Raw genomic sequence first — 13,220 nt, forward strand, 5'->3', positions numbered from 1 at the left:
TCGATCGACCGGATCACCGACTTCACCGCGGCTGATGACACCATCGGCTTCGGGATCACCGGTTCGGCCACGAACTACGCCGAGATCAGCGTGGGCACCTACGCCCAGGCCCTCTCGGACGCCTCGGCTCTGATCACCTCCGGCTCGCGCGACATCGTCGCGGTCCAGGTCGGCGCCGACGTCTTCGTGTTCGCTGACATCTCCAGCAACAACACGGTGACCGGCACCGTCCAGCTGATGGGCATCACGCTCGCCGGCGTCTCGGAAACCAACTTCACCGCCTAAGGCGAAGCTGCTTCGAGACAAGACTATGGGGGCCGTCCTTCGGGGCGGCCCCTTTCTTGTGTGTTGAGCCCTGCTCCATACGACACCAGGCGCCCGCAAGCCTGACCTTGCGCCGACGCGCCAAGCCGCTAAGCCAGTCCCCTATGACCAATGCGGCCATCTATCTGCATCCCGACGGCTACCGGACCGATCGCGCCACCCTGATGGGCCGCCACTCGGCCGGGGAGAGCTTCCTGCGGGGCTTCCTCCGCCACGCCGAGGTCGACCGATTCCATTTCTGGAAGGGCGGCGCCCTGGAGCATGAGGCCTATGACGCCCTGCTCGCGGGCTCTCTGCCCCTGCGTCGAGACGGCCGCTGGATCGCCCCGCGCAACCGCCAGGGTCTGTCCGACCCCGGCTGCGTCTTCATCCCCAGCCCGACCATTGGCCAGGAATCCTGGTGGCGCCGGCGCTACGGTCCGGCCCACTACAGCCTCTGCGGCCTGACCCACACCACCGCAACCCACCGGGCCATCGCCGCCCTGGAGGAGCTGCTCACCTGCCCGACTGAAAGCTGGGACGGCCTGATCTGCACCTCGGCCGCGGTCCGCGCCGCGGTGGAGACTCAGCTCGCCCTGATCGCCGATGATCTGCGGGGCCGCCTGGGCGCCAGCCGCCTGCCAAGCCCGCAGCTGGCGACCATTCCTCTGGGCATCAATGGCGACGACTTCGCCTTCGACCCCGCCGCCCGCGCCGCCTGGCGGACCCGCCTCGACATCCCAGAAGACGCCGTGGTCGCCCTCTATGTCGGCCGCCTGAACGCCCGCACCAAGATGAACCCGGCCCTGATGGCCATGGCCCTGGAACAGGCCGCCCAACAGACGGGCAGGCCCGTCTATTGGATCGTGTCCGGCTGGGCCGGGACACAGGAGGCCTGGGACAGTTTCCACGCCGCCACCCAGGCCTTCTGCCCGTCGGTCGCCTACCGCCCCATAGATGGCCGGGAGCCCGCCACCCGCTTCTCCATCTGGTCGGCCGCTGACCTCTTCATCTCCTTCTCCGACAACATTCAGGAGACCTTTGGCCTGACTCCGGCCGAGGCCATGGCCGCAGGTCTGCCCTGCGTCGTCACCGACTGGGACGGCTACCGCGACACGGTCCGCCACGGGGTCGATGGGTTCCGTATCCCTACCTATGCCCCACGCCCCGGACTGGGGGAGGACCTGGCCTTCAATCACGACAATGGCTGGGTCAGCTATGACAACTATGTGGGCGCCGCGGCCCAGATGACGGCCATGGACCTGCCGGCCGCGGCCAACGCCCTGACGGCCCTTATCAACAGCCCCGACCTGCGCCGGCGGATGGGGGAGGCCGGCCGCCAGCGCATAGCCAACGACCTCGACTGGTCGCAGGTCATCCCCCGCTACCAGGCCTTCTGGGGGGAGCTGGCTGAGCGCCGCGCCGCCGCCGCGCCAGAGGCCGCCGACCAGGCCCGGCGCCGGGTCAATCCCCGGCGCAGCGACCCCTTCGTGCTGTTCGCTGGCTATCCCACCCGCGCCCTGCAGGCGAGCGACCGCCTCGTCCCGGGCGCAGCGTCTGACTGGGCGGCCGCCAGGGAGATCCTGTCGCGCAACCTCGCCATGACCGGCCGCTGGGCCCTGGCGCAAGACGAGGAATGCGAAGCCGCCTTTACGGCCGTGAACGCCACCGCCCGCGCCACCGTAAGCGAAATCCTGGCCGGGTTTCCCATCCCCCGGCGCCCCTATGTGGAGCGGTCCCTGCTCTGGCTGATGAAGTTCGACATCCTGCGGCTGGCTGAGGCCGCGCCCATTGTCCCCCTGGACGACGAACAGGGCCCAGCCTGAACCGCTGAGCGACCGGGGCCTGCCATCGCAATGTCATGATGAGGGGATAGTCAGCGAGGCCGCAAAGGCCGGGCCATAGCTGGCATGGATGCTATGGCCCGGCCGAAGCGACACAGCCCTGGAGAGCTAGGCTGACACTAAACTGTAGCTTACTCCGAGGCGCCGGGAAAGGCCCTGAGCCCCGCCGCGGCAAGATCACGCAAATTTGTGCCGCTCGCTGGCCACCCTCAGAAGCGGATCTGAAACACCTGCTCCAGGGCGCGGCGTCCGCCCCGCTCGACCCAGTATTCGGCCCTGTAGGTCCCCGTCTTCCAGCCCTCGGCCGGCGTGCGGCGGCCGGCATAGAGCAGGTACTGGGCCTTGGCTCGGTCCAGGGGATCGATGCGGGTCTCGGCCACCAGATCGCCATTGGGCGCTGTGACCTTCAGGTGCTGAACATCGCCCGCCTCCAGGCCGATGGCCCGCACATAGGCGACCAGGGCCGGGGCGGACCCCGAGGCCTGCGGAATGACCGCCTCTTCCACCGACTCCATGGAGACGGCGCCCGAGGCGAATCCGAAATTCAGCACCGCGCCGCGACGATAGACCATGCGGTCGCCGGCTTCCCGCGACCAGAGGGCGCCGCGGGCTTCGCAGACCCCAGCGTCGGCGCCCGGCGCGAAGGGGTCGATCACGGCCCCATCCCGCCGCACGGTGAAGTGCAGATGCGGATATTCGGTCTGGCCTGACAGTCCGATCCGGCCCAGGGGCTGACCGGCCTTGACCTCATCGCCCTCGCCCACCACCAGGCTGCCCTGGGCCAGGTGACAGTACTGGGTCTCCCAGCCGTCCCCGTGATCGATCACCACCCCATTGCCGCATTCGGTCCCGTCCACCGCCGCCAGGCCCACGGTCCTGACCGAGACGTCGGGCACGCCGTCCCGCAGCCGGCTGACCCGACCGGCCGCCGCGGCCAGGACGTCGACGCCCGCGCGCTGAGCGGCGAGGTTGGGGATGCGGAAATCCACCCCGTTGTGGTCCTGATAGCTCCGCGTGGCGCAGAAATAGTCCTGGGCGCCGGGGCCAGGATCGCGGTCCACATAGTTCTGGATCTCGCAGGTCTGGCCGAGCACGCAGTCGACGGGCAGGACCAGCTCTGGCCCGATCCTGGGCGTCTCATCCACCGCGGCGCTGTCGCGGGGCGAACAGGCGCCAGCCAGCAGGATGGCCGACAGGAGCAGGGGGACGCAGGAGAGCCGGGGCATGGCTCCTTGTCTGGGCCGGTCCCCTGACAGAAATATGGCGCGCGACCCGCCAAGGTCCCTAAGGGTAGGCGATCCCGGTCAGGGCCTCTAATCGCGCCATGTCCTGGGCGTAGAGCCGCCGCAGCAAGGCCTCATCGGCCGGCGTCAGCGCCGAGGGATAGGCGATGTCGCGGCCCACATGCACCCGCCGCGGCGCAACCGGCGGCGGGGCAGGGGCGCCGAGGAAGCCGCTGACCTCGGCCAGGACGGCGTCGGGCGCGGTCTCCAGGTTCTCGGCCCGCAGCACCAGCAGCTGATCTGCCGGAAACAGGCTCAAGAGATGTTCGATCTGGGCGCCATAGAACCCCCGCTCCACATAGCTGAACTCCCGGTGGAAGCCCCAGGGCTCGGCGTCGAACAGGCGCTGACGGCCCTCGCGGATGCACCAGTCGAAGGGATGGGTCTCCGCCCCGCGGGCGAACTCCATCTTCCAGTGGGAAAAGGCCCGCCCTACGGGATCGCGCAGCAGGACGATCAGCCGGATGGCCGGGTTGTAGGCCCTGATCCGCGCCAGGCTGTCCTTCCAGTAGAGATAGATGGGCGTCGCCTCGCCCCACGTCCGCCCTGTGTCGGCGAGGTCGAAATGGGCGTGATAGGCGCCATAGTCGGGCGCGCTCCAGTTCTGGCCCTCATCGTCGAAGAAGTGGACCTCCTTGACGTCCGACAGGCCGATCTGCGGCTGGTCGCTGAGATAGTCGAACAGGGCCGTGGTCCCGGCCTTCTGGGCGCCGGCGATGATGAAGTCGATCCGCGGCTTCAAACCCTGTCCCTCACTGCGCCCCAGTTCCTGCGCCGGGTCGGCGCCCCCATTGCGGGATACGGCTTCATCGCCGCGCCGACACGCGATAAGAGGGATCGACATGGCGGGCCAGAGCCAAAATCGGTCCGCAGCAAACGGCATACAAGGTCGGGGTCTTGATCACCATCATCGACGAAGAGCGCGGCGAAGTCGTCGTCCGCGACGGCGACACTGAAACGCGCCACAGCCTCTCCACCGCCGAAGGCTTCGCCGCGGCGTCCAAGGCCTGGGTCCGGGCGACCTGGGATTCCAAATACGTCTATTCCTTCGCCTGGATGGGCCGGCCGATCATTCAGTTGCCGGAGGACATGGTCCGCCTGCAGGAAGTGATCTGGGACCTTCAGCCCGACGTGCTGGTGGAGACCGGCGTCGCCCATGGCGGGTCCCTGGTCTTCTACGCCTCCCTGTTCGAAGCCATGAACAAGGGCCGGGTGATCGGTATCGACATCGAGATCCGGCCGCACAACCGCACCGCCATCGAGGCCCATCCGATGAAGAAGCGGATCGAGCTGATCGAAGGCTCGTCCACCGCCCCTGAGGTGGTCGAACAGGTGAAGGCGCAGATCAAGCCCGGAGAGACCGTGCTGGTGGTGCTCGATTCCAACCACACCAAGGGCCATGTGCTCGACGAACTGCGCGCCTATGCCGACATGGTGCCGGTGGGCTCCTATATCGTCGCCACCGACGGGATCATGGAGCAGGTGGTTGGCGGCCCGCGCACGGCCGAGGACTGGACCTGGAACAATCCTCGTCGCGCGGTGCATGAGTTCGTCGCCGAGGATAAGCGCTTCATCATCGAAGAGCCGACCTTCCCCTTCAACGAAGGGGTGGTGAAGGAGCGGGTCACCTACTGGCCCGACGCCTTCGTCAAGCGGATCGCCTGAGACCTGGCCAGGGGGGAGGTACTGCGATGAAAGTCGTCATCCTGGCCGGCGGCCTGGGCACCCGGATTTCCGAGGAAAGCCACCTGCGGCCCAAGCCGATGATCGAGGTCGGCGGTCGGCCGATCCTCTGGCACATCATGAAGATGTTCTCGCATCACGGCTTCAACGAGTTCGTCGTGTGCCTGGGCTACAAGGGCTATGTGGTGAAGGAGTATTTCGCCAACTACGTCCTGCACAACGCCGACTTCACCGTCGATCTCGCCAACCGGGCCATCGACTATCACGCCACCAAGCACGAGCCTTGGAAGGTGACCCTGGTGGACACCGGGGCCGACACCATGACCGGCGGCCGGCTGAAGCGGGTGCGGGAATTCCTGACGCCAGGTGAGCCGTTCTTCTTCACCTATGGGGACGGGGTGGCCGATGTGGACCTCACGGCCCTGGCGAAGTTCCATGCCGCCCACGGCAAGCGCGCGACGGTGACCGCCGTGGCGCCCCCCGGCCGCTATGGCGCCCTGGAGATGACCGGCGACCGGGTGGACCGCTTCGTGGAGAAGCCGCCGGGCGACAACGGCCTGATCAATGGCGGCTTCTTTGTCCTCGACCCCTCGGTGATCGACCGGGTTGAGGATGACGCCACCGTCTGGGAGCTCGGCCCCCTGGAAGGCCTCGCCGCCGACGGCGAGCTGATCGCCTATCGCCATGACGGCTTCTGGGCGGCCATGGACACCCTGCGCGACAAGAACCAGCTGGAGGGCCTGTGGGCGTCCGGCAAGGCGCCCTGGCGCCAGTGGGCATGAGCCGGCCAGACCCGGGCTTCTGGGCCGGCCAGCGCGTCCTGCTCACCGGCCACACCGGCTTCAAGGGCGCCTGGACGGGCCTCTGGCTCGCCCGCATGGGAGCCAAGGTCACCGGCCTGGCGCTCGCGCCCGACCAGACCCCGGCGCTCGCCGATCTGGCCGGCTATGACCATCTGGCCGCCTCGCACCTCGTCGATCTGCGCGACCGCCGGGCCGTGCTGGACGTGGTCGGCGGCCAGCCCTTCGACCTCGTGCTGCACATGGCCGCCCAGCCCATCGTGCGCGCGGCCATCGAGGATCCGGTGGGCGCATTCGCCACCAACATCATGGGCACCGCCCATCTGCTGGAATCCCTGCGGGACGAAGACGCCCTGCGCGGGGTCCTGGTGATCACCTCGGACAAGGTCTACGCCAATAACGATGGCGGCCGGGCCTTCCAGGAGGGCGACGCGCTCGGCGGCAAGGATCCCTATTCGGCGTCCAAGGCCTGCGCCGAGATCGTGACGTCCAGCTTCGCTCGCTCCTATTTCGACAAGGCCGGCGTGCCGGTGGCCACCGCCCGGGGGGGCAATGTGATCGGCGGCGGGGACTTCTCCCGCGACCGTCTGGTGGCCGATATCGTCCGCGCCGCCCGGGCCGGCGAGACCACCGTCCTGCGCCATCCCGAAGCCACGCGCCCCTGGCAGCATGTGCTCGACTGCGTGGCGGGCTATCTCGTCTTCGCCCAGGCCCTGGTCGAGCGGTCCGACACCCCGCGCGCCCTGAACTTCGGCCCCCGTCCGGGCGCGGCCGAGATCACCGTGGGCGAGCTGGCCACTCAGGCCATCGCCGCCCTGGACGCCCAGCCCTGGCGCCATGAGCCCGACCCGGCCTCCATCGAGGCGAAAAGCCTGGCGGTGGATGCGAGCCTCGCCCGCAAGACTCTCGACTTCGAGAGCCGGCTCGACGGGCCTGCGGCCGTGGCCTGGACCATGGACTGGTATCGCCAGCAAGGGCAGGGCGAGGCCGCCCGCGACCTCTGCCTGGCGCAGATCGAGACCTACGAAAGCCTGTGATGACGACCCCTGTCTGCCGTTTCTGCCGCACGCCGCTCACCCACACCCTGGTGGACCTGGGCCGTCAGCCCCTGGCCAACAGCAACCTGACCGCCGAGCAGTTGGCCGCCGGGACTGAGAAGACCTACCCCCTGCACGCCCGGGTCTGCCCCGCCTGCTTCCTGGTGCAGGTGGACGATCCGGTCGCCGCCGACGAGATCTTCGATTCCGGCTACGCCTATTTCTCCTCCTATTCGGCCAGCTGGGTGGATCATGCCCGCCGCTATGCCGAGGCGATGATCGCGCGGTTTGGCCTGGGCGCGGACTCCCTGGTGGTCGAGGTGGCCTCCAACGACGGCTACCTGTTGCAGCACTTCAAGGCCGCCGGCGTGCCGGTGCTGGGGATCGAGCCCACGGGCAACACCGCCCAGGCCGCCATCGAGAAGGGCGTACCCACCGAGGTCATGTTCTTCCACGGCGAGACCGGCAAGGCCCTGGCCGCCCGCGGTGTGCAGGCCGACCTGATGGCCGCCAACAATGTGCTGGCCCACGTCCCCGACATCGGCGGCTTCGTGGCCGGCTTCCGCGAGGTGCTGAAGCCGGAAGGCGTGCTGACCTTCGAGTTTCCCCACTTCCTCAACATGCTGGAGATGGTGCAGTTCGACACCATCTATCACGAGCACTTCTCCTACCTCTCCCTGCTGGCGGTGGCCCAGGTGCTGCGGGCCAACGGTCTGCGGGCCTTCGATGTGGAGCTTTTGCCCACCCACGGCGGGTCGCTGCGCCTGTTCTGCGCCCATGAGGCTTCCAGCCATCAGGAGACCGCGGCGCTCAAGACCCTGCGCGCCCGCGAGGCCGCAGCCGGTCTCCATAGGCTTGAGACCTATGAAGGCTATGCCGCCCGGGTCGATGAGGTTCGCGCCAGCTTCCTGGCCTTCCTTCGTCAGGCCAAGGCCGAGGGCAAGACGGTGGCCGCCTATGGCGCGGCGGCCAAGGGCAACACCTTCCTCAACTATGCCGGTGTGGGGCCCGACGACATTGTCTGCGCCTTCGACGCCAATCCGCACAAGCAGGGCCGCTACCTGCCCGGCAGCCATGCGCCCATCTATGGCCCCGAAAAGGTCGCCGAGGTGAAGCCGGACTATGTGCTGATCCTGCCCTGGAACCTGAAGGACGAGATCATGGGCCAGCTGGCCTATATCCGTGACTGGGGCGGCCGTTTCGTCATCGCCTCGCCGACCACCCAGGTTCTCGACTGATGCGGTTCTCGCCCACGGAGATCGCGGGCGTCGTGGTGGTCGATTCCGACCCTGTCCTGGATGACCGCGGCGCGTTCGCCCGGCTGCATTGCCCCGCCGAGTTCGCCGACGCCGGCATAGCCTTCGTCCCGGCCCAGACCAGCCTGTCGCGCAACACCGCGGCCTTCACCCTGCGGGGCATGCACTATCAGCCGGCGCCGCATGGGGAGACCAAGCTGGTGCGGGTTGTCCGTGGGCGGATCTTCGATGTTGCGCTCGACCTTCGTCCCGGCAGCGCCACCCTTGGTCGCTGGACTGGAGTGGAGCTGGACGCCGAGCATGGCCGCGCCCTGTTCATCCCCGAAGGCGTCGCCCACGGCTTCCTGACGCTCGAGCCCGGCGCCGATGTGCTCTATCAGATCGCACCCATGTTCGAGCCCGGCCATGGGGCGGGCGTGCGCTGGAACGATCCGGCCTTCGCCATCGCCTGGCCGGCCCCGCCCCAGGTGATCTCCGAGCGGGACGCAACCTATCCGGATTTCGCGCCGCACGCAGAGCCAGGAGGCCGCTGATGCTGAAGATCGATCCCACTGCGACGATCTCCCCCCTCGCCGATATCGAGCGGTCGGTGCGCGGCACCTTGATCGAGATCGGCGCCCGGGTGCTCATCGACTCCTTTGTGAAGATCAAGGCGGTCGGCGGCTCGGGCGAGGTGACCATCGGCGCGGACTCCGCGGTCAACTCTGGAACGGTGATCTACACCGGCAATGGGGTTCGCATCGGCGAAGCGGTGCTGATCGCCGCCAACTGCACGCTGGCGCCCACCAATCACGAGATCACCGACCGCCACGCCCGCATCCGCGACCAGGGCTTCATGGAGAGCCGGGGCGGCATCGTCATCGAGGACGACGTCTGGCTGGGCGCCGGCGTCGTGGTGCTGGACGGCGCGGTGATCGGCAAGGGCTGTGTGGTGGCCGCCGGCGCCGTCGTGCGCGGCAAGCTTGAGCCCTACGGCATCTATGCCGGCGCACCGGTCCGTCGCATCGGCGAGCGCGGCAAGGGGTGAGCGGCTGGACCATCATCGGGGCCGGCGGCTTCATCGGCGGCCGGCTGGCCCAGGCCCTGCGTGACCGGGGCGAGGCGGTCTATGCGCCGGCCCGAGGCGAGGCTGCCCTGTTTGACCGGGACCTCGGCCGGGTCTTCTACTGCGCGGGCCTCACCGGCGATTTCGCCGTCCGGCCGTTCGATACGGTGGAGGCCCACGTCACCCTGCTGGCCCAGGTGCTGGCCAAGGCCCGGTTCGAGCGGCTGATCTATCTGTCGTCCACAAGGCTCTATGACAGCCTGGGCGCGGCCGGCGGGCGGGAGGACGACATCCTGGCCTTCGATCCCGCCGCCCCGCGCAATGTCTATGACCTCTCCAAGGCCCTGGGCGAGAACCTGACCCTGGCCAGGTCCGATGGCCGCGGCGCCGTGGCGCGCCTCTCCAACGTCTTTGATCTCGCCGAGGGCGCCAGCGGCTTCCTGCCCGAGCTGTTGCAGAAGGCGCGGCGATCTCGGCTCATCACCCTGGACTCCGTACCCGGCGCGGTGCGCGACTACATCCACGCCGATGACGTGATCGCCGCCCTGCTGGCCATGGGCGAGGGGGCCGCGCCGGGCGTGATCAATGTAGCCAGCGGCCGCAACGTCTCCAACGCCGACCTGGCTCAGGTGTTCGGCGAGGCCGGCTGGACCCTCAACCTGGCGCCCGACCGCCCCATGCCGGCGGCCCCGCGCTGCGCCACCGACCGGCTCCGCGCGCTCGGGGTTGAACCGCAGGACCCCCGCCGCCTGATCGCTCAGGCGTTGGCCGCCCCCGGCTTTTTCCTAGGCTAGGACCGGCGAGGGCGCCTGCTCGGCGGCCCGGTGGCTCACCACGGCGGCTTCCAGCATCCTGTAGAAGTCGGCGGCGAAGGCCTTGGTCTGGCCCAGGCGGCTGGCCTTGAGGGTCGGCCGCAGCTCGCGGCGCAGCTTGCGCAGCCGCTCCACATCGCCAGCCAGTCGCACCGCGGCGTCCTGGTAGCCATCCAGGTCCCCCGTACAGAGGTCATGCAGCCCGGCATTGCCGAGGATCGAGCAGCTCAGACGCTCGAACAGGCCCGGCCCCACCAGGGTGACCACCGGCACGCCCATCCACAGGGACTCGCACGTGGTGGTGCCGCCGGTCTGCGGGAAGGTGTCCAGGGAGATGTCCATCTCATTGTAGAAGGGCATGTGCGCGCCGCGCACCGCTTCAAAGCGCAGGCGATCTCGGCTGACCCCCTCGGCCTCGAAGATGGCCGAGATATTGTCCCGAAAGGCTGCGGTGCCGCCCTCGGGTCGCACGAACATGAAGCGCGACCCTGGGACCGCGGCGGTCACCTTGGCCCACTCGGCCACCATGGCCCGGCTGTACTTGTAAGGATTGTTGGCCGTCCCGAAGGTGACATAGCCGTTCGCCACCACCGGCGGCTCGGCGGCCATAGTCCGCTCGGGGAAGGCCAGTTCCCCCATGGCGATCCAGCTCGACGGCATCAGCAGGGGCTTCTCGATCAGCAGTTCGCGCCTCGGCGGCACGAGGTAGGGGTCAAGGATCAGATAGTCGATGCTGTCCAGACCCGAGGAGTGCGGATAGCCCAGCCAGCTGGCCTGCAGCGGCGCGGCCTTCCAGGCCATGACATTGATCTTGTTCATGTGGGTCGAGCCGCCCAGCTCGATCAGCATGTCCAGCTGGTCGTCGCAGATCATCTGCGCGGCGTCGAAGTCGCTGATCTCCTGCTCCCAGCGGAACACGTCCACCAGCTCGGTGATGCGCTTCTGCAGGCTGTCTTCCTGCCCCTGGTAGTAGGAGTAGCAATAGAGCTCGAAACGGTCCCGGGGGATGTTCTCGAACAAGGGCAGGGAGAAATAGGCCACCGGATGCATGCGCAGGTCCGACGACATGATCCCGATGCGGATCTTGCCATTGTCGGGGCGGGGCGTCTTTGGCCGACGCAGGGGATAGCGTTTCACCCGCTCCTGCACGAACTCGCCCCAGGCGCGATGCTGGTGGATCAGTTCGTCGCGATCCTCCGGCGTCTTGACCCGCGACAGCTGGCTCAACAGTGCGGTGTGGCGGCCCTGCTCGGCCCACAGGCGGCCCGTTTCCTTGAAGTCGCATACCTCGTCCAGGCCGGCGAAATCGGCGACCCGGGACAGGACCTCGGAGGCCACCTTCAACTGCGCCGGCCCCGCCAGGGCTCCCACGGCGCGGGCCGCCTTCAGTTCGGCATAGGCGTCGTCCAGGTGAGCGGCCTCATCCCCATGCCTTGAGCGCACCAGGCTCTCCACCAGGGCCATCCGGTAGTCGAGGTCGTCCGGCTTCATCTCTACGGCCCGGCGCAGGTGGATATTGGCCCGCGGACGGTCGATATCGCTGAGGACCCCGCCCAGCTGATAGTGCGCCCAGGCCTCGTCCGGATGGGCCTCGAGAACCTCCTGCAGATAGGCCTCGGCCTGGCGAAGCTTCTGGCCGCGCCGGATGGCCACCGCCTTGGCCTCCATCAGCCGGGGGGTCGGATTGATCTTGAGGGCCTCGTCCAACACCGCCACAGCAGCGTCGGACGTCTGGGTTTCGGCCAGCAGGGCCGACAGGTCGAGCCAGGCGTCGACCAAGTTCGGATTGAGCCGGGTGGCCAGGCGGAAACGCATCTCGGCCTTGTCGAACGCTTCAGAACGCCACAGGCCGCGCCCCAGAGCCCGCTGCATCTCGGCATTGGTCGGCGCCTTGCGGACCAGTTGGGTGAAGATGGCGACCGCGCCTGGCCCATCTTTCAGATCATTGAGCACATTGCCCTTGTTCTGCAGCAGGCCGTCGTTCTTGGGTTCGATCTTGAGACCGGCGTTGAGGGCCTTCAACGCCTCCTCCGGCTCGCCCGTCCGCCGGAGGCAGACGCCCAGAACGTTCCACAGCTCCGTGTCGCGGGGATAGACCTCAAGTCCGGCCCGGCACCACTGGGCGCCCTTGGCGTACATGGCCTTGCGGTACAGCAGACCGGTGAAGTTCCGATAGAGCTGCTGGGCCGAGCGCGGCTCATCGGTGAGATGGGCCTCGATCAGGGCGACGCCCTCCTCGAGACGGCCAGCCCTCAAGGCGGCGTCGGCTTCGGCGATCCGATCGGTCATGACCTGGTCCTGGGAAACGGCGTCCTACGCCCACGCCCGGGGCGCGGGAGTCGCCTTGATCCTAATGACCTGCCGTGCCGGCGCCAACCGCATCGCCCGCGCCCCGGCGCCTCGCCACATAGTCGGGGCGCGAGAAGCGCCACTTCATGGCCAGGATCAGGGCCGAAAGAGTCAGGCACACCGAATTGGTCACCATGACCGGCAGGCTGCCGATCATCACGCCATAGGTGACCCACAGGCTGAAGCCCGTCACCGTCACCACATACATCCGCAGCGAGATGGATGTGGCGTCCCGCTCCCGCCAGGTCTTCAGGATCTGCGGGGTGAAGCTCATCATGGAACAGAGGCCGGCGCAGAAGCCGATCACTTCAGGAAGCAGGGCGTTCTCATCCATCTCCTAGACCGCCTGCGCCATCTGCTCGACGCCCCAGCGGCCGACGAAGCTGTCTGACAGGGCCAGACCCGGCGGCGGGGGTCCCGGGGCCGCCCCATCCTGGAGGCAGCGGGCGAGGAATGTCAGGGCCCGACGAACGGCGCGGTCGGAATAGGGCTTGCCGATCACCCCACAGGCGCCGGCCAGGTCGTCGGGCAGACGCTTCACATTGGCGGTCATGAACAGGACGATCGCGCCGGCCCGCTCGGCGATCTCCCGGGCGGCGTCCACCCCGGTCGGACCGTCGGAAAGATGAACATCCACCAGGGCGATATCGGGCTTCAGAACCTTGGCCAGGCGAACCGCATCAGCGGAATCCAGCGCGTGGCCCACCTCGACGCAGCCGGCCTCGCGGACCAGAAATCCAAGCTCGACGGCGAGCAGGACCTCATCTTCGACGATCAGCACTGACAGGGGTCGTGACATGGGAATGGC

At 68.2% G+C, this 13,220-nt stretch carries 13 protein-coding genes and 1 pseudogene; 9 read left to right on the forward strand and 5 right to left on the reverse strand.

The window, feature by feature from the left end; translation table 11 throughout:
- Positions 1-285 (forward strand): annotated as a pseudogene (locus Q8N19_RS06300) (hypothetical protein); the annotation flags it as partial.
- 143 nt (positions 286-428) lie between these two features.
- Complete coding sequence (locus Q8N19_RS06305) at positions 429-2,129, forward strand: glycosyltransferase family 4 protein (RefSeq protein WP_305588734.1); 1,701 nt, start codon at positions 429-431, stop codon at positions 2,127-2,129.
- 227 nt (positions 2,130-2,356) lie between these two features.
- On the opposite strand, the gene Q8N19_RS06310 is transcribed toward Q8N19_RS06305, so the two are convergent.
- Positions 2,357-3,373, reverse strand: a complete 1,017-nt coding sequence (locus Q8N19_RS06310; protein WP_305588735.1) for a M23 family metallopeptidase — start codon at positions 3,371-3,373, stop codon at positions 2,357-2,359.
- A gap of 58 nt (positions 3,374-3,431) precedes the next feature.
- Positions 3,432-4,274 carry a sulfotransferase domain-containing protein gene (locus Q8N19_RS06315; protein WP_305588736.1) on the reverse strand — a complete coding sequence of 281 codons (843 nt, stop codon included), beginning with the start codon at positions 4,272-4,274 and terminating at the stop codon, positions 3,432-3,434.
- 53 nt (positions 4,275-4,327) lie between these two features.
- Between Q8N19_RS06315 and Q8N19_RS06320 the strand changes: the two genes are divergently transcribed.
- Genes Q8N19_RS06320 through Q8N19_RS06350 form a run of 7 tightly spaced genes read left to right on the forward strand, consistent with a single transcriptional unit; the run spans position 4,328 to position 10,045 of the window.
- Entirely contained in the window at positions 4,328-5,095 is a 768-nt protein-coding gene (locus Q8N19_RS06320) for a cephalosporin hydroxylase family protein (RefSeq protein ID WP_305588737.1), read from the forward strand.
- A gap of 26 nt (positions 5,096-5,121) precedes the next feature.
- Positions 5,122-5,895 (forward strand): glucose-1-phosphate cytidylyltransferase, encoded by a 774-nt coding sequence (gene rfbF / locus Q8N19_RS06325; RefSeq protein ID WP_305588738.1) that lies wholly within the window; start codon positions 5,122-5,124, stop codon positions 5,893-5,895.
- Positions 5,892-6,950, forward strand: coding sequence for a CDP-glucose 4,6-dehydratase (rfbG, locus tag Q8N19_RS06330; protein ID WP_305588739.1), 1,059 nt, complete (start codon positions 5,892-5,894; stop codon positions 6,948-6,950). Before rfbF ends, rfbG begins: the two co-directional genes overlap by 4 nt.
- Complete coding sequence (locus Q8N19_RS06335; RefSeq protein ID WP_305588740.1) at positions 6,950-8,188, forward strand: class I SAM-dependent methyltransferase; 1,239 nt, start codon at positions 6,950-6,952, stop codon at positions 8,186-8,188. The genes rfbG and Q8N19_RS06335 overlap by 1 nt, the downstream gene beginning before the upstream one ends.
- Positions 8,188-8,739, forward strand: coding sequence for a dTDP-4-dehydrorhamnose 3,5-epimerase family protein (locus Q8N19_RS06340; RefSeq protein ID WP_305588741.1), 552 nt, complete (start codon positions 8,188-8,190; stop codon positions 8,737-8,739). Before Q8N19_RS06335 ends, Q8N19_RS06340 begins: the two co-directional genes overlap by 1 nt.
- Complete coding sequence (locus Q8N19_RS06345) at positions 8,739-9,233, forward strand: DapH/DapD/GlmU-related protein (protein WP_305588742.1); 495 nt, start codon at positions 8,739-8,741, stop codon at positions 9,231-9,233. The genes Q8N19_RS06340 and Q8N19_RS06345 overlap by 1 nt, the downstream gene beginning before the upstream one ends.
- Complete coding sequence (locus Q8N19_RS06350; protein WP_305588743.1) at positions 9,230-10,045, forward strand: NAD(P)-dependent oxidoreductase; 816 nt, start codon at positions 9,230-9,232, stop codon at positions 10,043-10,045. Before Q8N19_RS06345 ends, Q8N19_RS06350 begins: the two co-directional genes overlap by 4 nt.
- On the opposite strand, the gene Q8N19_RS06355 is transcribed toward Q8N19_RS06350, so the two are convergent.
- From Q8N19_RS06355 to Q8N19_RS06365, 3 genes are all read right to left on the reverse strand, one after another.
- Positions 10,037-12,352: a glycosyltransferase family 41 protein gene (locus tag Q8N19_RS06355; RefSeq protein ID WP_305588744.1), complete on the reverse strand. Its 2,316-nt coding sequence runs from the start codon at positions 12,350-12,352 to the stop codon at positions 10,037-10,039. The two genes, Q8N19_RS06350 and Q8N19_RS06355, sit on opposite strands and share 9 nt — an antisense overlap.
- 61 nt (positions 12,353-12,413) lie before the next feature.
- Positions 12,414-12,746, reverse strand: a complete 333-nt coding sequence (locus tag Q8N19_RS06360) for a SemiSWEET family sugar transporter (protein WP_305588745.1) — start codon at positions 12,744-12,746, stop codon at positions 12,414-12,416.
- Positions 12,747-12,749: 3 nt separating this feature from the next.
- Positions 12,750-13,211, reverse strand: a complete 462-nt coding sequence (locus tag Q8N19_RS06365; protein ID WP_305588746.1) for a response regulator — start codon at positions 13,209-13,211, stop codon at positions 12,750-12,752.
- Between the last annotated feature and the right edge of the window lie 9 nt (positions 13,212-13,220).

Origin of the sequence: Phenylobacterium sp. (assembly GCF_030693405.1) — a bacterium.
GTDB lineage: Bacteria > Pseudomonadota > Alphaproteobacteria > Caulobacterales > Caulobacteraceae > Phenylobacterium.

Bases quoted from the DNA above. Each gene is read 5' to 3' on its own strand.
- Q8N19_RS06355 (WP_305588744.1), bottom strand. From the start codon at position 12,352: ATGACCGATCGGATCGCCGAAGCCGACGCCGCCTTGAGGGCTGGCCGT.
- Q8N19_RS06360 (WP_305588745.1), bottom strand. From the start codon at position 12,746: ATGGATGAGAACGCCCTGCTTCCTGAAGTGATCGGCTTCTGCGCCGGC.
- Q8N19_RS06340 (WP_305588741.1), top strand. From the start codon at position 8,188: ATGCGGTTCTCGCCCACGGAGATCGCGGGCGTCGTGGTGGTCGATTCC.
- Q8N19_RS06345 (WP_305588742.1), top strand. From the start codon at position 8,739: ATGCTGAAGATCGATCCCACTGCGACGATCTCCCCCCTCGCCGATATC.
- Q8N19_RS06305 (WP_305588734.1), top strand. From the start codon at position 429: ATGACCAATGCGGCCATCTATCTGCATCCCGACGGCTACCGGACCGAT.
- Q8N19_RS06335 (WP_305588740.1), top strand. From the start codon at position 6,950: ATGACGACCCCTGTCTGCCGTTTCTGCCGCACGCCGCTCACCCACACC.
- rfbG (WP_305588739.1), top strand. From the start codon at position 5,892: ATGAGCCGGCCAGACCCGGGCTTCTGGGCCGGCCAGCGCGTCCTGCTC.
- Q8N19_RS06365 (WP_305588746.1), bottom strand. From the start codon at position 13,211: ATGTCACGACCCCTGTCAGTGCTGATCGTCGAAGATGAGGTCCTGCTC.
- Q8N19_RS06315 (WP_305588736.1), bottom strand. From the start codon at position 4,274: ATGTCGATCCCTCTTATCGCGTGTCGGCGCGGCGATGAAGCCGTATCC.
- Q8N19_RS06310 (WP_305588735.1), bottom strand. From the start codon at position 3,373: ATGCCCCGGCTCTCCTGCGTCCCCCTGCTCCTGTCGGCCATCCTGCTG.
- rfbF (WP_305588738.1), top strand. From the start codon at position 5,122: ATGAAAGTCGTCATCCTGGCCGGCGGCCTGGGCACCCGGATTTCCGAG.